Annotated in this window: 4 protein-coding genes; all 4 read left to right on the plus strand. The window is 57.0% G+C overall.

Annotation, left to right across the window (positions count from 1 at the left end; all coding sequences use genetic code 11):
• Positions 1 to 3 precede the first annotated feature (3 nt).
• The 4 genes from M655_RS13665 to M655_RS13680 are packed head-to-tail and all read left to right on the plus strand — an operon-like array spanning position 4 to position 20,634.
• Entirely contained in the window at positions 4 to 6,651 is a 6,648-nt protein-coding gene (locus M655_RS13665) for a type I polyketide synthase (protein WP_026557213.1), read from the plus strand.
• Positions 6,652 to 6,679: 28 nt separating this feature from the next.
• The gene (locus M655_RS13670) at positions 6,680 to 9,319 is read left to right on the plus strand and encodes a non-ribosomal peptide synthetase (protein WP_051353881.1); all 2,640 of its coding nucleotides are present in this window, start codon (positions 6,680 to 6,682) and stop codon (positions 9,317 to 9,319) included.
• Between the two features lie 7 nt (positions 9,320 to 9,326).
• Entirely contained in the window at positions 9,327 to 19,829 is a 10,503-nt protein-coding gene (locus M655_RS13675) for a hybrid non-ribosomal peptide synthetase/type I polyketide synthase (RefSeq protein WP_035422710.1), read from the plus strand.
• Positions 19,822 to 20,634, plus strand: coding sequence for a transglutaminase family protein (locus tag M655_RS13680; RefSeq protein WP_026557211.1), 813 nt, complete (start codon positions 19,822 to 19,824; stop codon positions 20,632 to 20,634). Before M655_RS13675 ends, M655_RS13680 begins: the two co-directional genes overlap by 8 nt.
• Positions 20,635 to 20,642: the final 8 nt, after the last annotated feature.

Here is a 20,642-nt window from a genome sequence, read left to right on the forward strand (position 1 = left end):
ACCATGAACGAGAACGCAAAAACAGGCTTGGAAGTCGCCATCATCGGGATGTCGGGCGCTTTTCCGGGCGCGAAAAATCTCGAGCAATTTTTTCATAATGTGAAAAACGGTGTGGAGAGCATCTCCTTTTTTTCAGAAAAAGAACTGGAAGAAGCGGGCGTAGCGGCAGAGGCGTACAAAGCGAAAAACTTCGTCAACGCCAAAGGTCACCTGGAAGAGAGCGACTATTTTGACAACAACTTTTTTGGCTACACCCCGAACGAAGCCCAATATATGGACCCGCAGACCCGCTTGCTGCACGAGCATACGTGGAAAGCGCTGGAGGACGCGGGTTATCCGCCAGGTACGACCGATGACGCTGTCGGCGTCTACGTCGGAGGGCGCCCTCATTTTCGCTGGGAGGCGCTGTCCATGTCTGTAGGCTCGCACAACGGAGCCGAGGAGTTTGAAATCGCCCACCTGAACGACAAAGATTTGATGAGCACGAGAGTGTCCTATAAGCTGCATCTGACGGGGCCGAGCTATACGCTGTTCACGGCGTGCTCCACGTCATTGGTCGCCGTGCACGTAGCCTGCCAGGGCGTGCTCAGCGGGGAATGCGATCTCGCGGTAGCTGGCGGCGTCTCCGTTACGAGCCCGCTAAAAAACGGGTATGTCTATCAGGAAGGGATGATTTTGTCATCCGATGGCCATTGCCGCGCCTTTGATGCCGAGTCCAGCGGAACGGTGGTGGGCAACGGGATCGGACTGGTGATTTTGAAGCGTCTGGACGATGCCTTGCGCGATCGCGACCACATATACGCGGTCATTAAAGGAAGCGCGATCAATAACGATGGCAACCGCAAAGTCGGGTACACCGCTCCAAGCGTAGACGGGCAGGTGGAGGTGATTCGCGCCGCTCATCGGGTAGCGAGAGTAGACCCGGCGACGATCGGCTATGTCGAGGCGCACGGAACCGGGACAGCGTTGGGCGATCCGATCGAAGTCAAAGCGCTGACTCGCGCTTTTCAGACAGGAAGAAAAAATTACTGCGGGCTTGGCTCCGTCAAAACCAATATCGGGCACCTGGACAGTGCGGCGGGGATCGCCGGATTGATAAAGACGGTGCTCGCACTCGACAACAAATGCTTGCCGCCTACCTTGCACGTTTCCAGGCCGAATCAAAACCTCGAGCTGGAAAATACGCCCTTTTTTCTGGTCGATCAGGCGACAGCCTGGGTCCGGCCTGAAGGCCCGTTGCGAGCGGGGGTCAGCTCGTTTGGCGTGGGCGGAACGAATGCGCACGTCGTGCTGGAAGAAGCGCCCGCGAGCGGCAGCTCGCGGTCCCGGACGCAGGAGAGCAGGCTGCTCGTATTTTCCGCAAAGAGCGAAGCAGAGCTGGAGCGTGCGACGGACGACTTTGTAGCTTTTGTCAAGCAGCATCCGGGTGCCGACCTTGCCGACATCGCCTACACGCTGCAAATGGGCCGGGCGCCTTTTTCCTATCGGCGCTATGTGGCTTGCCGCGCCATGGCAGATGCTTGCGCCGCTCTTGCGCAAAACAGGCCGCAAGCTTTTGGGCTGGCGAAAAAGGCGGTCCCGCCGATTGCGTTTGTGTTCTCCGAACTGGGCGCAGAGGAAGCGGCTTTGCTGTACCGAGCGGGCTTGCAGAGCGCGTATTGCCGGGACGAATTTGCAGCGTTGCTGCAGCAGGCAAGCGAGGCAGTGGGGACTGCTGGCGCGCAGTTGCTCGATGCTTTCTCTGCGCGCGGGCAGATGATGTCCTTTCTGTTCCAACTGGCCGCAGCCAAATGGTTGCAGCGCATCGGAGTACAGCCCGCTGCAGTCGCGGGAGCGGGCAGCGGCGAGTATGTGGCTGCTTGTCTCGCCGGTGTCTTCTCCGTAGAAGAGGCGCTGACGCTTGTGGAAAAAAGGGGAGAGCTCCTGGAAGAACTGAGCGGAAGCGAAGGCGATCTGTTCTTGCTGGAAGCTCTCCAGGCCGAGTTGTTTGACGCTTTTCGCTCCGTCCAGCTCTCGTTGCCGTCTGTTCCGGTCGTGTCCTGCGCGGCGGGGAAAACGGTTTCCCGCGAAGTGACGATCCCGGACTACTGGGTGAACCGCCTCGGACAAGGCGAGGCAGAAAGCGAGACGCTTGGGGCCTGGCAAGAAGCAGCCGACGGGATGGAACAGCTACGGTTTGGCCGAGCGAAAAAAGCTGCCGGGGACGTGCGGACAGCGGCGGAAGCCGATAGCGCGTCCGGCGTGCTGTCTCTCGTAGCAGGCCCGGCCGATATCGAGCAGCGCCTTCTTGAAGCGATCGGCCACTTTTGGTCAAAAGGCTGCCCGATCAAATGGGCCGAGTTGAACAAGCATCTTAGCCAAGCGCGCGTCTCGCTTCCTACGTATCCGTTTACGCGCAAAAATTACGGAGTAGACGCCGAGCAGCTCAAACAACTGACTCATCTGCTGCAAGGTCAAGCGCGCGTTCAGGTTCATCCGCAAGCAGACGGCGCGACCGTCAAGCAGAACAGCGCAGACTGGCTGTACATTCCGTCATGGACGCGCTCAGACGGCGGCGAGGCTGCACGGGAGCTTGCGCCTTGTCTTGTTCTCGTGTTCGCTACCCAAGATGCTGCCGTCATCCGCTGGATCGCGCAAATCGAGGCCGCGGGCCACGCCGTCGTCCGTGTCGAAGCGGGCGAGGGCTTCGCGCAGAAGGAAGCCGCCTATACGGTAAACCCGGACGATCGCGACGATCTGGTCAAGCTGTTGGAAACGCTGGCGCTTCCCGCAGACAAGCCGCTGAAGATCGTGCATTTCTGGTGCTACGGACAGCAGGCGGACGCTACTAGCCCCAAGCGGGCGGCACAGCAATGGAATCGGCTCGGCTACCACACCTTGTTGAACCTGGCGCGAGCCATCGGACAGCTTCGGCTCCAGCAAACGATTGCGGTCGATATCGTCACGAGCGACGTGTTTGAAGTGATTGGAGACGAGGCGGTCGAACCCGCCAAAGCGACATTGCTCGGTCCGGTACGCGTCATTCCGAAAGAGTACGAAAACATGACGTGCAGGCTGATCGACGCCGACCGCCGCGAGAGTGAGCGCGTCGGCCGCCTGCTGTTGCAACAGTCCGACGGCGGGGAGGACTTCGCTGACTTGCTCGCCGTCCGCCATGCGTACATCTGGGAGCCTGCCTTCAAGCAGGTTCATCTGCCTGCCTCTGCTTCCACGGCTTCGCAGCGCCTCAAGCACGGGGGAGTTTACGTCATTACCGGGGGCCTGGGCGCGATCGGGTTGCATGTAGCCAAATTTTTGGCGGAAAAGTACCACGCGACGCTTATCCTCATCAACCGCTCGCACTTTTTGCCGGAAGCGGAATGGGACTTGTGGCGCACGCTCCACGGCGAGGACGATCCGCTTAGCCAAAAAATTGCGCTACTGCGGGAATTGCAGGCTTCCGCGAAGCAGCTTTGCTTGCATCAGGCCAATATTGCCGATGAAGCGCAAGTGTTGCGCATTTTCAGCCAGATCGTGGAGGAGCATGCGTCAATCGACGGCGTCATCCATATCGCGGGCGTTCCCGACGGGGCCGTCATCCAGCGCAGAACGAGCGAACTGGACGAGGCTGTGTTTGCGACAAAAGTGTACGGAACGGTCGCCCTGCAAAAAGCGATCGAGCAATGGGCGCCCTCTATCGACTTTTTGCTGCTCTTTTCCTCGTTAAGCTCGGTCATCGCTCCGCCTGCGCAAGTAGCGTACAGCGCGGCGAATGCCTTTTTGGACGCATTTGCCCTGACCAATACGAGAAAGGGCGTGTTCACCCAGGCGATCAACTGGGATGCGTGGGAAAACACCGGAATGGCCAGCCTCTCATCGGCATTTCGGCCGGACAGCTCCGCGCTTCCCGGCATTTCGTACCGTCCGTCGGAGCACCCGTTTTTCCGGTATGTCGTGCAAGAAAACAAAGGGCGCACGACGTTTTTGTCTCATTTTCAGGCGAGCCGAGACTGGATGTTGGCCGAGCATCGGGTAGGAGACAGAGCCGTGCTGCCGGGAACTTGCTATGTGGAAATGGCCTGCGCCGCCTACGAAGCGCTTCATCCCGAGCTGGCAACCGATTTGCGGCTTCAGGACGTGTTCTTTTTGGCGCCGCTTCTTGTCGCCGATGATGCCGCTGTGCATGTGCGAACGGTGCTGTTGCCGGATGACAAAGGCTATCGGTTTACTGTGGAAAGCCGCACGGACGCAGCAAACGGCAACTGGACTATCCATGCTCGCGGCTATGTAGGCGCGGGACAGAGCGAGACGCGGGACTATCAGCTCGCGGCCATTCGCGCTGGCTGCGCTCAAAGCGAGTACGGCCCAAGCGACTACAACAGCCTGCGCGACAGCCAGTTTACGTACGGGCCGCGCTGGAACAGCTATCGCCGGGGAACATTTACCGCACAGCAAGGGCTGTCGCAGATTGAACTGCCAGCGGAATTTGCGGACGATACCGCCACCTATCGTTTTCATCCGGCGATCATCGACGTGGCGCTCGTTTACATGAATCGGGCGGAAACGGCTGGCGGCCCATACGTACCGTTTGCCTACAAAAGCATTGCCATTCACGGCAGCGTGCCGGAAAACGTGTACAGTCATATTCGCTTGCGGACAGCCGCTTCGCCGGACAGCAAAATCGTCGAGTTCGACCTGACGATAATGGATGAACAGGGACGGGGGATCGTGGAAATCGAAGGCTACCAGGTGGCGGCCGTCTCGGCACAACAGCCGGACAGGGACAGCGCGGGGATCGAGCAGCCGCAGTTGCAGGCGAAAACGGCTTCTTTACAGGCAGAGGATGAGGCAGCGCTCGCCACTCCAGCCCCGTCTTTGACGGTGGAGGAAGGACTGCGGCTGCTCGATACGGCGCTCGCCGCCAGTTACAGCCAGCTACTCGTCTCGACCGTCGATTTGCCTGCGCGGCTTTTGGCGTACAAGCGCCAGCGGGTGAGCGCATTGGCCGAAAGCGGCGGACAATCTGCTGATGAGCCGCAGAATGCCAGCAAGCCGAGCCTGTCGCTTGCGGAAGCGGAAAAGCTGATCGCGGACATTTGGCAGGCGATCCTGGGCCACGAGCGCATTGCCCGCGACGACGACTTTTTTGAGCTTGGCGGAGACTCGCTGAAAGTGTTGACGGTTGCCGAGCGGCTGTACCAGGCCAGCAGCATCAAAATTCCGATCGCGGTCTTCTTCCAGTCAACGACCGTCGAGAATCTGGCCCGCTACATGGCAGATACGCACGATGAAGAACAAGCGTACGCGGCGATTCCAAAAGCTGCGCCGCAAGCGTACTACCCGTTGTCGTCGGCGCAAAAGCGGCTCTATTTTCAGCAGCAAGTCCAGCCGGATAACGTCGCGTACAACATTCCGGAAATCACCTACATGGAAGGGGATTTCGACCTGGACAGGCTGCAAGCCGCCTTTAGGCAGGTCATTTGTCGGCACGCCATTTTGCGTACGGGCTTTGACATCATCGAGGGCGAGATGGTGCAGCGCATTGCCGACGAGGTCGATTTTCAAGTGGAGTACAGAGAGCTGGCCGAAGCGGACGTACAGCAGACAGTTCGGCAGTTTATGCAGCCTTTTGACTTGCGGCAGCCGCCCCTGATGCGGGTAAAGGTCGTCCGATACGCCGCGCAAAAATATGTATGGCTGTTCGACATTCACCATATCGTTGCCGACAATATCTCGGTTGCGATTTTGCAAAACGAGTTGATCCATTTCTACAATGACGAGCCGGAAGCGCTTGACCCCGTCACACTGGAATATGTCGATTTTGTCGCGTGGCAAAACGAACGGATTCAGCGCGGAGACTACGACAAGCAAACCGCATACTGGCTTATGCAACTGTCGGGGAAGCTGCCGGAAGTCCTTCTCCCGACTGATTTCCCCCGCCCGTCTGTGCTGAGCTATCGCGGCGACATTTATCCGTTCCATTTGGAAAAAGAGACGACCGCCAAGCTGAAAGAAGCGATGAAGCGCAGCACGACCACCTTGTTTATGAACATGCTCGCGATCTTCCACGTCTTGCTGCACAAATATACGGGGCAAGAGGAAGTCGTCATCGGAGCGAGTCTCGCCGGAAGAAATCACGCGGATCTCGCAAAAATGGTCGGGATGTTCGCGAATGTGCTGCCGTTTTATTCGCGGCTTGCGCCAGACGTTGCGTTTGGCGATTACGTCAGCGAAGTAAAAGCAAACAGCTTGCAGTTGTTCGAGAATCAGGACGTGCAGTTTGAGATTTTGGTGGAGCAACTCGGATTGACTCATCAGCTTAGCGCCCATCCGCTGTTTACGGTCATGCTCGTGCTGCCGGATTTCAAGCCTGCCGAAGTGACGATGAAGGGGCTTACGCTGAAATCGTACCCGTTCCGCAACCCTTCCTCGAAATTCGACCTGACTTTGTGGGTGTACGACTACGACAGCAGCATCGAACTGCGCATGGAATATTCGACCGATTTGTTTACGCGTAAAACAATCCAGACGATGAGCGAACATTTTCTCGCCATTGCCAAGCAAGTGGCCGACAACCCGGACGTGCGGGTCAAAGACATCGTTTTGGATACAGGACTGGCCAAAGCAGCAGCAGTAGCGCTGCTGGATGACGGAGACGATTTTGCCTTTTGAGCAATCGAGAGCATAGGGGTGGTAGCGCATGGGAGGTCATTTCTATACGAACGTGTCGTATTTGAATGACGTGTTTAAACAAGAATACGAGTATTGGCAAAACAAGCTCGCGGGCGCAGCAGAGAAAAGCCGTTTTTTTGACGGCGGGCGCGAGCGGGCAGCGGGCGCGCTAGGCATGGAGACGGTTGAATGTTTCCTCCCGACGGATTGCGCCAGTCGGCTGGTGCAAATCAGCAACCGCTCCGACGCCAGATTGCACGTGTTGCTTTTGGCCTATACGGCGGTGTTGCTGATGAAGCATACGGGACAGACGGATATCGTGCTCGGCACGAGCATCTACCGCCAGCAAGCGGAGGAAGAGTTTATCAATACCGTGCTGCCGATCCGGATTCCGCTCACGAACGAAATGCGGCTGCTTGACGTGATGACGAGCGTCAGGCAAACCGTTTCCGAGGCGATCGCGCATCAAAACTACCCGATTGAGCTGATCTTGAAAAATGCGCAGCAGCCAGCGGATTTTTTGGATGTCTCCGTCATGTTGGCGAACATTCAGGAGCTGTCGTACCTGGAGCGAGCTTCGTCCCGGCTCATTTTCGCTTTTGACAGGCAGCACGAGGCGCTGAGCCTTCGTGTCCACTACCATGCTTCGCTCTGCGAACAAGCGCAGATCGCAAGACTGGTGGAGCAGTTTGCGCTGTTGTTGGAACATTCCCTCGACAATCCGCGCGTGCCGCTCTGCGAGCTTTCGATCCTCACCGCGCAGGAGCAGGAGCTTCTCGCGCGGATCAATCAGACGGCGGCGCGGTTTCCGGAAGCGGCGACGATTTCCTCGCTTTTTGAGCAAGCGGTGCAAGCTCATCCGCAGCACGCCGCTGTCGTGTATGAACAAGAACGGCTGTCGTATGAACAGCTCAATCAAAAAGCGAATCGACTGGCGCATTGTTTACGCGAGCGGGGAGTGACCGCCGAAACGATTGTCGCCGTGCTGCTGCCGCCTTCCGTGGACATGATCGTGGCGATTGTCGCCGTCTTGAAGGCGGGCGGCGCGTATTTGCCGATCGACCCGGATCTTCCTGCGCACAGAGTGGCGTATATGCAAATAGACAGCCAGGCGGCCTATCTGGTGACGCTAAAATCGCAAACCGGGGTCGACAGCTTTGGTCACGTGATCTACGTCGACGACGAACGGCTGCATGATTATTCGACCGCCAATCTGGAGCCGATCCATCAGCCGAACCAGTTGGCTTACATTATTTACACGTCGGGAACGACAGGCAACCCTAAAGGCGTTATGATCGAACACAAAAATGTAGTTCGGCTGTTTTTTCACGAGAACAACCGCTTTGCTTTTACTTGCGACGACACGTGGGTGCTGTTTCACTCGTTCGGCTTCGATTTTTCCGTTTGGGAAATATTCGGAGCTTTACTGCACGGAGGCAAGCTTGTGGTGCTGCCGAACTTGCTGAAGCGGGATTATCGGCAACTGGTGCAGCGGTTGCGAGCCGAGCAGGTGACGGTCTGGAACCAGACACCTTCCTCTTTTTACCAGTTTATCGAAGAAGAACGAAAACAGCCTGATTCAGCCCTTTGCTTGCGCTACGTCATTTTTGGCGGAGAGCCGCTCTTGCCTGCCAAGCTTGCGGCGTGGCACGACAAATATCCCGATACGAAGCTCATCAACATGTACGGCATCACAGAGACGACGGTCCATACGACGTACAAGGAAATAACCGCGGAGCAGATTCGCTCGAATGACAAGCGGATCGGCGTTCCTTTTTCCACCGTTCACTTGCACATTTTGAACAGGCAAGGGGACGTCGTGCCCATCGGTGTCGTCGGGGAAATTTGCATCGGCGGCGAAGGAGTCGCGCGTGGCTATTTGAACAAACCCGAATTGACAAAAGAGCGGTTTCAGCTCTGCCAGATTGGCGGCCGGATGCAGCGGCTTTACCGCTCCGGCGACTTGGGCAGGTACTTGCCCGACGGAGAAGTGGAGTACATCGGGCGCCGCGACAAGCAGGTGAAAATTCGCGGGTATCGCATTGAGCTGGATGAAGTGCGCGCCCACCTGCTGACGATGCCGGGCATTCAGGAGGCCGTCGTTATGGCGCGGGAAATCGAGGAAAACAGCAAAGTCATTTGCGCCTACGTGGTGATGAAGGAAGGACAGACAGAACGGTTCGATCCGGTGGAAATCAGGCAATACATGCAAACGCGCGTCGCCGACTACATGATTCCGTCCTTTCTCTTTTTGCTGGAAAACATACCGTTGACGATCAACGGCAAAGTGGACGACAGCCAATTGCTTCAGATGGAGTTCAAGCAGAGCGGCAAGCGCGACGCGGTGCAACCGGGCAGCGAGCTGGAAAAACAGATCGCCGAAGTGTGGCACAAGGTGCTCAAGACCGATTCGCTCGGCATTCACTCCACCATTTTTGATTTGGGCGGGACTTCGTTCGACGTGCTCAAGATCAGCAAGGAGCTGACAGAGCGGCTGGAGCGAGAGGTGACGGTGGTGACGCTGTTTACGTATCCGACGATCAGCATGCTGGCAGGCGTGCTGGAAGCAGAGGGGACAGCCCGGAAGCTGCAAACCGACGCCCGGCTCGACTCGATCGAAGCGGGGAAAAAAGCCCGAATGCAAAAATTACGTCTGTTAAAAAAGTAGGGATGATATGGGACACGAATACAATGGGTTGGAAGTTGCCGTCATCGGCCTGGCGGGCAGGTTTCCGGGGGCAGGCACAATCGCGGTGTACTGGGAGAACTTGAAAAACGGCGTGCACTCCATCCAGACTTTTTCCGAAGCCGAGCTCATCGAGGCGGGGGTAGACCCGCAGGCAGTCAAAAGCGCCGAATACGTCAAGGCAAAAGGGTATCTGGAGAGCGGGAGCCGCTTCGATGCCCGTTTTTTTGATTATACGCCACTGGAAGCCGAGCTGATGGACCCGCAAATGAAAGTGTTTCACGAGTGCATCTGGGAAGCATTGGAGGATGCGGGCTATGCCGCACAGGTAGAGCAAAAGCTGATCGGCCTGTTCGCAGGCGCGTCCCCGAACCATATGTGGGAAGCGCTGACGGGCCTGTCGGGCAAAAGCGAGGCCATTGGCCACTGGGCGGCCACGCAGCTTGTGGACAAAGACTATTTGAGTTTGCGCATCGCGCATAAATTGAACTTGAAAGGCCCTGCCCTGACGATCTACACCGCTTGCTCGACTTCGCTTGTCGCTGTGCACATGGCGGCCCAGTCGCTTTTGAACGGCGAGTGCGACCTGGCATTGGCCGGCGGGGTTACCGTCACGCTGCCGGGGAAAAGCGGGTATGTCTATCAGGAAGGAATGATTTTGTCGCCAGACGGCAAATGCAAGGCGTTTGACGCGAACGGACAAGGCATCGTCGGCGGAGATGGGGCAGGCGTCGTCGTCTTGAAGCGGCTGCAGGACGCCATTGACGATCGGGACCAGATTTACGCCGTTATCAGAGGTTCCGCTGTCAACAACGACGGGATGCAAAAAAGCGGTTTTACCGCCCCGAGCACGCTCGGACAGGCGGAAGTGATCCGCACGGCGCTCAAAGTAGCGGAGGTAGCGCCAGAGAGCGTCGCTTACATCGAGTGCCATGGGACGGGGACACCGCTTGGCGACCCGATTGAGCTGGAGGCGCTGGAGCTGGCCTATCAGCCTGCGCAGAAGCACGCGTGCGCGCTTGGCTCGGTCAAGACGAACATCGGGCATTTGGACAGCGCGGCGGGAATCGCTTCCTTCATCAAGGCGGTGCTGGCTATCCAGCATCGCCAGCTTCCGCCGTCGCTGCATTTTCAAAGTCCGAATCCGCATCTGGATGTGATCGGAAAAGGCTTTTACATCAACGACAAGCTGACGGACTGGGAAAAAACGCGCGGGCCGCTGCGCGCCGGAATCAGCGCGTTTGGGATCGGGGGCACGAACGCCCATGTGATTATCGAAGAAGCGCCAGCCGCGCGGGAAGCAAGCGCCGGGCGGGAATGGCAACTGATTGTGCTTTCGGCCAAAACAGAGCAAGCCCTGGAGCGATATAAGCAAAATGTTGAGGAATATTGGCATGCTCATCCAGATGCACGTCTTGAAGATGTTGCCTATTCGCTGCAGGTGGGACGAAAGCCTTTTGCGTATCGAGCAATCGCGCTTTGCAACAGGACGCTGGCCCAGCCGCTCCGCTTTTCCGACGCTGTGCTCGCCGAGGAAAAGCCGTCCGTCGCCTTTGTGTTCCCGGACTTCGCCGAACAAAGCTGGGAGGAGGGCGAGCTTACCGAAATCGCCAAGCTGTGCCGGGAAGAGCCGGCCGTCCAGCAGGTGATGGCGCAAGCGCTGCGTCTGTTGAACGCGCAAACGCCTGGACAGGCGGCCGTGTCTATCGCCGAGCAGCTTTGCCAGCCAAAGCACGGACTAGCGTTGCGCTTTGCCCTCTACTACGCCATCGCCAACCGGTTCCGGGAATGGGGCGTAAAACCGCAAAGCCTGTGGGGATGCGGAACGGGCAACCTGGTTGTCGAGTGCCTGGAAGGGCGCCTTGCTTTTGCCGATGCGATTCGCGCGCTCGTGGATCAGCAGCGCCCCGACAGCTTCGCCGCCGCAGCGAGCCATCGCCCTGTTTCCCACCCGGACGAGCTTTGCCTGATTTTTGGTCCGGCAAAGGCGGGGGAGCAAGTCGCCGCGCATCGTCACCAGCTCTGCCTGGAGCGTATTCATGCCTACGCCCTCCTGGAAGTATTGGGGACGCTTTGGCTACACGGGCAGGAAGTTGACTGGACTGCCTATTATGAGCACGAAAAACGGAATCGCGTCTCCTTGCCGACCTACGCCTTCGACGCGCAGGAATTTCCTGTGGATCCGAGCCTGTTCAACTTCGGGCAGCTCGAAAGCCGCCCTCCCTTCCGGAAGAGCAGCGCGGCGCACAGAAGGGACGACATCCGCGAATGGTTTTACGTGCCCGCCTGGGAAAGCGCTGCGCTGCCGACGTATATGGAAAAAGCCGTTTCCAGCGAGGCAACCTGGCTCATTTTCAGCGATCAGGCGGGCTTGGGCGAAGCGTTGGCGAGCGAGTTGAAAGCGCGCGGCAGCAAAACGATCGCAGTCGAGCAGGCCGAGTGCTTTCAACAGGTGGCGCCAGACCGCTATAAGCTGAATCCGCAGCATCCAGACGAGCTGGACCGCTTGCTCGACGATTTGCAGGCCGTGCCGGATTGCATCTGCTACCTGTGGACGGTGACGCCTCCGGTCGAGCCGGAGCTTGCGGTCGTCGAACCAAGCCAGCAACAGTTTTTTTACAACCTGCTGCAGATTGCCCGGTACATCGGAAGCAAAGCGGGCAACAAAGCGGTCCGGCTGCAAATTGTGACGAACGGGCTGTATGCCGTTACCCAGGACGAGCCGATCTGTCCGCTGAAAGGAGTCGTGCTCGGGGCAAGCAAAATCATTCCTTACGAGTATCCGAACAGCAAAGTTTGCACGGTCGACATCCAGCTTCCCGAGGGAGACAGGCAGGCGGATAGTCATGCGGCGTTGGCGGCGAGTCTGCTCCGGGAATTTCAGTTTGATTTTGTGCACAGGCAAGTGGCGTACCGTGGCAAAAGCAGGTGGATCGAAGCGGTTCGCGAGCCTGTCTTCGTGAAACAGCCGGAAAAACTGCCGCTGCTCAAACAAAAGCTGGTCTGCCTGATTACCGGCGGATTGGGCGGCATGGGCTTCGCCTTGACCAAATATTTGGCGAAGCAGTATCAGGCGCGGCTCGTCCTGGTCGGACGCTCTGCGTTCCCGCCGCGAGCAGAGTGGCAGCAATGGCTCATGGACAAGCCCGATCATCCCCTGTCTGGCAAAATTCGCACGATCCTGTCGCTGGAACAAGCCGGGGCGATGATCGACGTTTACAGCGTGGATATTTCTGATTATTCCGCTATGCAAAAGGTGATTCGTGAAGCAGAGGCGCGGTTTGGGCCGATTACCGGCGTCCTGCATACGGCGGGAGTTCCCGACTACGCAGGGGTGATCCAACGAAGGACAAAAGACATGACCGACCCGATCCTGCGGCCGAAAGTGCAAGGAACCATCGTGCTGGATACGCTGTTTGCAGAGCGCACACTCGATTTCTTCATCCTGTTTTCTTCCATCGGCAACTACATTTACGGACGCAAATTCGGGCAAGTCGGCTACAACGCAGCAAATGAGTTTTTGGACGCTTTCGCCGCGTATCGGATTCAAAAACGGCGCGGCTACACAGCCTCGATCAACTGGAACGACTGGGCCGAGGTAGGAATGTCCGTCACCGCGATGGAAAAAAACCGGATCATGAATCGGCAAGTCAACGAGCGGCAATTCGCCGAAGAGGCCATCTCGCCGCAGCAAGGGGTAGAAGTGCTGCGCTATATGGTGGAAAACCAGTTTCACCGGGCCATCGTCTCTGTGCTTGACCTTCCCGCGCTCATGGCAGAAAGCAATCAGCTCAGCGAAGATTTTATCCTGGAAAAAGAAGCGGCAGTCGCGGCGCAGGCCGAGCTGGCACCCGCCACGATCAACCGCGACGCGTTGTCCGAAGCGGAGCTTGCGCAGATCATCGCGGACGTATGGCAGAGCGTATTGGGAATCGCCGCGAAAGGCACGGATGAGGACTTCTTCGCGCTGGGCGGAGACTCGCTGAAAGCGATCACGATGATTGCGCTGCTTTATAAAAAGCTGGATGTCAAGCTGCCGCTGCCGACCTTTTTCAACAAGCCGACGATTGGCGACATCGCCCGCTTTATCCGCGGGGCGGACCGGACGGACTTCTCGCAAATTCCAAAGGCGAAAGAAAAAGCCGGATATCCGTTGACTTCCGGGCAAAAGCGGCTCTATTTTCTCAGCCAAATGGAGGAAGAGAACAAGCAGTACAACAATGTGATTGCGCTGCGTGTGAAAGGACCGCTTTCCCGCGAAAAATTGGAGCATTGCCTGAACACGCTGATTGGCAGGCACGAAAGCTTGCGCACCTCGTTCCAGCGCATCGACGGGGAGCTTTTGCAAGTCATCCACGAGCCGTTTTCGTTTACGCCTGACTACCGGGAAGTCGACGAACCAGTCAACGATGCGCACATCGCAGCGTGGATCCAGCCATTTGATCTTTCCGTCGCTCCGGTATGGAACGTAGGCATTTTCAAGGAAAGCGAGCAAAGCCACCTCCTGGTCTTCAACATTCATCACATCATCACAGACGGCACATCGAACGCGATTCTGATTGACGAGTTTACGGCCTTGTACCAGCAGGATGGACAGGCGACGGGACTGCCCTCGTTGTCTGTGCAATACAAAGATTACGCAGAGTGGCAGCAGGAAAAGACAGCGCTTGCCGGCCATCAGGCTGATCGCGCATATTGGACGGGGATGTTTTCCGGCGAAATTCCGCTGCTGGATTTGCCGACGGACTTTGCCCGCCCGCCCTACAAAACGTACCGTGGAAGCATGGAGTTGTTTTCTATCCCGCGAAGCGAAGCGGACGCGATCAAGCGCATGGCCGCGAGCCAGGAAGCGACGCTGTACATGGTTTTGCTTGCGGTGTGGAACGTTTTGCTGGCAAAGCTGAGCCATCAGGAGGAAATCGTCGTCGGGATTCCGACTTCGGGGCGGAATCACAGCGATCTGCAACAGGTGATCGGCATGTTCGTCCAAACGCTTCCGCTGCGAAGCACCGTGCGCAAGGACATGACCTTCGCCGAGCTGTTGCACGCGATCAAACGGAACATGTCCCACGCTTTGGAGCACCAGGACTATCCGTTTGAGGAGCTTGTCAGCGAGCTTGCGCTGCCCCGGGACTTTGGGCGTAATCCGCTGTTTGACGTCATGTTCGCGTTTCAAAATGTCAGCCGTCAAAAGAGCGGTAAGGCTATGCCGTCTGCCGGGCTGGAAATGGAGCCGTATCCGTTTGCAACAAACACCGCCCGCTTTGATTTGACGCTGGACGGCGAGGAGCGGGAAGGCGAGCTGTTTTTTACCGTAGAGTACGCAACCGACCTGTTTACAAAAGAAACAATCGCCCGCTTCATCCGCTATTTTCGAAAACTCGTGCAAGACGTCCTCGCAGAGCCAGAGCAAAAAATCAGCCAGCTTTCCTTGCTCGATGCCGCGGAGCTTGCGCTGCTCGTCACCGGGTTCAATCAGACGGCAGGGGAATATCCGCAGCAGTTGCTGGTGCATGAGCGTTTTGCAGCGATCGCCGACAAGCACGCGGACGAGCCTGCGGTGACGTTCCAACAGCAAACCATGACGTACCGCGAACTGGATGCGCGGGCCAACCAGCTCGCCCATGCGCTCAAGTCGCATGGCGTCGGACCGGACCAGGTCGTCGCCCTCATTGCCACCCGTTCGTGTGACATGATCGCCGGACTATTGGCGATCGGAAAAGCAGGCGCCGCGTACTTGCCTGTCGATCCGGGCTTGCCAGCCAACCGGATCGCCTACATGCTGGACGACAGCCGTGTCCAGGTCGTTTTGACCAATACAACCGTAGAGGCAGCAGGCGAGCGGCAAGTTGTTGACATGCGCGATTCGCGCATATCGGCGCAGCCTCAAGCAAGGCTGCCTTTGCAAAACAGCAGCACCGATGTGGCGTACTGCATGTACACCTCGGGCACTACCGGATTTCCCAAAGGAATTTTGATCGAGCACCGCGCCTTGCTGAATTTCCTTTTCGGCATGACGGAAGTGCTGTCTTTTGGCGAAAAAGAAAAGTTTTTGTCGTTGACGACCATTTCTTTCGATATTTTCTGGCTGGAGAGCATCTTGCCGCTGTTGGCGGGGCAGCAGGTGGTCATTGCCGATGAGGACTGCCAGCGAGATGTGCGCATGCTGGCAAGCCTGGTCCGGCGCGAGGAAATTACCGTGCTGCAAACGACGCCGTCGCGCTTGAAGCTGTTGCTCGCGGAGCCGGAGTTGGCCGGGCAGTTGAGCCGCTTGCGCTACTTGCTGATCGGCGGCGAAGCGTTGCCGCAAGCGCTGGCAGACGAAGCCGTGCGACTGTTGCCGGCGGGACGGGTGTACAACCTGTACGGTCCGACCGAAACGACCATTTGGTCCACGCTTCAGCAAGTGACAGACAGCGAGCCTGTCGCCATCGGCAGACCACTGAAAAATACCCAGGTCTACGTGCTCGATCAGGAGCTGGTGCCGCAGCCTGTCGGCGTCCCTGGCCTGCTGTATATCGGCGGGCACGGCTTGGCCCGCGGGTATTTGCACAAACCGGAGCTGACAAGCGAGAAGTTTATCGACAACCCGTTTCGGCCTGGCGAAAAAATGTACGCGACCGGAGACATGGCGAGGTGGACGCGCGAAGGCTTGCTCGAATATTTGGGACGAACCGATTTTCAGGTGAAAATACGCGGCTACCGGATCGAGCAAAGCGAAATCGAAAACCAGCTCGAGGCCCATCCCGCCATCGAAAAAGCGGTGGTGCATGTCCAGCAGGACACTTTGCGCGAACCTTTGCTTGTCGCTTACTATACTTCGGCAGATGCCGTACCGAACCAGGAACTGCGCGATTATTTGCGCAAACAACTGCCGGAATATATGATCCCGCCATTTTTCATGCGGCTTGCGCAAATTCCGCTCACCATCAACGGCAAAATCGACCGGAAGTCGCTGCCTGCCGTAACCGAGGTGGCAGAAGCGCACCAGGAGCTGGTCGGCCCGGGCGACGAGGTGGAAGCGAAGCTGTATGACATTTGGCGCAAAGGATTGCGGCGCGAGTCGATAAGCGTTCGCGGCAAGTTTTTTGAGTTGGGCGGAAACTCGATTCAGGTGATGCAGCTCGTGTATGAAATCAACCGCCATTTTTCATGCGCCATGCCGTTTAAAGACTTTATTGAACTGCAAACGATCGAGGCGATTGCGGGATGGATTCGCGCCGCGATCCAGGAAGAGCGCGAGGCGGACTTGCCAGCGCTGACACCGGAGCCAAGCCGGTTGCATGAACCGTTTCCGTTAACGAATGTGCAAATGGCCTATTATTTGGGCAGAAGCAGCCGCTTCGAGCTGGGCGGAGTCTCGACGCACTCGTATCAGGAGGTTGTCACTACACTCGATATCCCGCGCCTGAACGATTGCTTGAATGTGTTGATTCGCAGGCACCCCGCGCTGCGCACGATTTTTTTGCCGGATGCCCGCCAGCAGATTTTGGCCGAGATCCCCGAGTACGCAATCGAAATTCGCGATTTGCAAGGATGCGAAGCGGATGAGCAGGCTGCGATCATCGCAAACGAACGGGAGCGGATGTCCCACGCGACGTTCCGTCCGGAGCAATGGCCGCTTTTTGAAATCAAAGCGTTTCGCTTGACGGAGCAGAAAAGTTTATTGGCCATCAGCTTCGATCTGCTCATAATGGATGCGTACAGCATGGAAATTTTAGGGAAAGAGCTGCAAGCGCTTTACGCAGGCAAGACGGACGAGCTGGACGATCTAGCGATTTCCTTCCGGGATTATATGATCGGCTATGAGCGGCTGAAAAACAGCAAGCTGTATGAGCAAGACAAGGAATATTGGCTGGCGAAGCTGCCCGATTTTCCGCTGTCCCCGGAAATTCCGTTGCTGGTGCAGCCGTCCCGCGTCCAAAACCCGTACTTCCAAAGAAAGTCGAAGCGATACGCCAAACAAAGCTGGCCTGCCTTGAAAAAGGCCGCCCAGAAGCGCAATTTGACCCCTTCGGCCGTGTTGTGCGCGGCGTATGCGGAAGTGCTGGCGAACTGGAGCAATCAGCTCGCCTTTAGTCTCAACTTGACCTTGTTCAATCGGCTGCCGCTGCACCCGGATGTGGAAAAGCTCGTCGGCGACTTTACCTCTGTTGTGCTGGTCGAGGTGCGGCTAGGTCCGGCGGATACGTTTTGGCAGAAGGCGGGCAACGTACAGCAAGCGCTGATGGAAGCTTTGGCGCACCGTCATTTTGACGGGATTGATGTGATGCGAGAAATCGGCAAGCAGCGGGAACTGGGCAACAAAGCGTTGATGCCGATCGTATTTACGAGCGCCTTGTTTGAAAACGAAGATGTTGTCCAGCAGCAAGCGGCAGACGACGAGCAGCGCATATCGGAACAGGAGAACGATACAAAAGGGATCACGCAAACTTCGCAAGTTTATTTGGACAATCAGGTGGCGCTGCTCGACGGGAACATCGTCATCAACTGGGACTACATCAGCGAGTTGTTCGACCCTGTCGTGATTGACACGATGTTTGCCCAGTACCTGGCCCGGATTGATACGATTTTGAACGACGAGGCCGAGTTGGAGCTGCCAGCGGTGTCCGCCAGTGACCGAGCCGCGATTGATGCGTACAACGATACGGCCGTGGAGATTCCGAGCAAAACGCTGCACGGGCTGTTTGAGGAAACGGTGGCGCAAACGCCTTTTGCCGTCGCGATTGAGGATGGCGAGCAGCAGATCACGTACCAGGCGCTGAACGAGCGCGCCAATAAAGTCGCCAGCTTCTTGCAGGACTGCGGCGTCGGTCCGAGAGACTTGATTGGCGTCATTGCCAAACGGGAAATAACTACCTTCGTCTATTTGTTAGCGATTTTAAAAAGCGGCGCTGCCTACGTGCCGATTGATCCCGACTATCCGGCGGAGCGCGTCGACTACATCCGCGGGCACAGCCGCTGCAAGCTCGTCATAGCGCCTGACTTTTACGAGCGAAACGGGCTGGAACATGCTGCGGACAAGCGCGAGGCTGTCGCGGTGCAACCGGAGCAACTCGCCTACGTGATCTACACCTCGGGAAGCACGGGCAATCCAAAAGGAGTCATGATTCGGCACGAAGCCGCATGCAATACGATTCAGGATATCAATCAAAAGTTTCAGGTTACCGCCCGGGATCGCCTGCTGGGCGTATCGTCGCTCTGCTTCGATTTGTCCGTCTACGACATTTTTGGCGCGTTTGCCGCAGGGGCGACGCTCGTGCTGGTCAAGGACCAGAAGAACATGACCGAGCTTGCCGAGACGATTACAGCGAAAAACATTACGATCTGGAACTCCGTCCCGGCGATTATGGATCGCGTGGTCGCGGAAAAAAACGAGCGGGGCGGCGAGCAGAAAGATGAGCAGCTTCGCCTGGTCATGCTGAGTGGTGACTGGATTCCGCTTACGCTGCCGCATGCGATCCGCGAGCGCTTCCCTGCGGCTGAAGTCATCAGCCTGGGCGGCGCTACCGAGGCGTCGATCTGGTCGATTTACTATCCGATTGAAGAGGTAGGCGCTGATTGGAAAAGCATTTTTTACGGGAAGCCATTAGCCAACCAGCAGTTTTACGTGCTCAACTCGCAGAGAGAGCTTTGCCCGATTGCCGTACCGGGCGAGCTGTACATCGGAGGACGCGGCGTTGCGGACGGCTATTTGCATGACGATGAGAAGACCGCGCGATCCTTTGTCCACCATCCGCAGCTCGGGTACATCTACAGGACTGGGGATTACGGCGTACTGCACCGCCACGGGCAGATGGAATTTTTGGGCAGAAAGGATCAGCAGGTAAAAATTGGTGGATATAGAATTGAATTAGGAGAGATAGAAGCGCGGCTGCTGCAAATCGAGACGGTGCGAAATGCGGTTGTACTGGTGGCGGGCGATACAGACAAGCGGTTGTATGCGTATCTCGTGCCGGAAAACGAACCGCAAGAGCGGGACCGTTTTGTCAGCGAGATCAGGACAAGGCTGGCCAAAGCCTTGCCGGATTACATGATACCGTATCATTTTATCGTCGTGGGGCAACTGCCGCTGACGGCCAACGGAAAAGTAGATGTACAAGCCCTGTTGAAGCAAAAGCCGACTGGCGCGGGTAACGGAACGGCATACGTCGCCCCGCGCAATGAAGCGGAGGCGCGAATCGTCGCTCTGTTCCAGGAGGTTTTGCAGATGGACCATGTGGGCGTGTTCGACAACTTTTTTGAGCTGGGCATTCATTCGCTGCAGATCGGAATGATTCACAGCAGGCTGAAAGACGTGTTTGCCAGGGAAATCCCGATTCTTGCCATGTTTGAGCACGCCAACATCAACGCGCTTGCCGCGTATTTGACAGCGGACAACCACGACCTGCCAGACGAAGGGCAGGAGGAGACGATCAACGCCCGCAACCAGGGAAGAGAACGGATCAAGCAAAGAAACGCCAAAAGAAGGAGGAACTCCGAAAGTGACTAAAGCCGAACTGCTGCAATTTTATACGACGTTTACTCCCAACACCGATCCCGGCGAATACGGCTATCTCTTTTACGAGTTGCCCCAAGACCTGTCAGAGCTGTGCCGATTAATCAAGTGCCAATTGATCCATCCCACGATGATAAAAAAAGTGAGGCATGCGCTGACCGACTATACGCGAAATGAAGACGAGAAATTTTACACGGTCGCAGACATGCTCGACGCGCTGGTCGAACGCAACGCAGACGGCCTCACCTACGACCGCCTGCCAAGCGAGCGGCTGCTCATTTCTTGCCGCTTCCATTCGTTACTGCTCATTTCCATGCTGCGCTCCCGGGGCATCCCGGTGCGCAGCCGCGTCGGATTCGCCAGCTATTTGTCCGAGAACGGCCAAAAATACATCGATCACTGGATTTGCGAAGTGTGGGAACAAGCCGAAAAACGGTGGATTCGGGTCGACCCCGATTGGGAGCTTGTTGACATTTGCGGCGACGAGTTCCTGATGGCGGGCGATGCATGGCTGATGGCTCGGGACAAAGAAATCAACCCACAGCTTTTCGGGGTGAAAAAATCGTGGGGCATGCACTACATCCGCAACAACCTGTGCTACGACTTAAACGCCGTTCTCGGAAACGAGCTGGGCTACTGGGACTATCCTCCGCTTTGCCAAAAAGAGATGGACGACCTGGACTGGGAAGAACTGCAACTGCTCGATGAGATTGCTCTCTATTTGCAAGACCCCGATGAAAATTACGCACAACTGCAAGCGTTGTTTTCCGAGCATGACTTCCTGCATTTCAAAGGATAGGGCAGTTG

Origin of the sequence: Brevibacillus sp. NSP2.1, assembly GCF_000470975.2 — a bacterium.
In the GTDB taxonomy this organism is placed as follows: domain Bacteria; phylum Bacillota; class Bacilli; order Brevibacillales; family Brevibacillaceae; genus Brevibacillus; species Brevibacillus agri.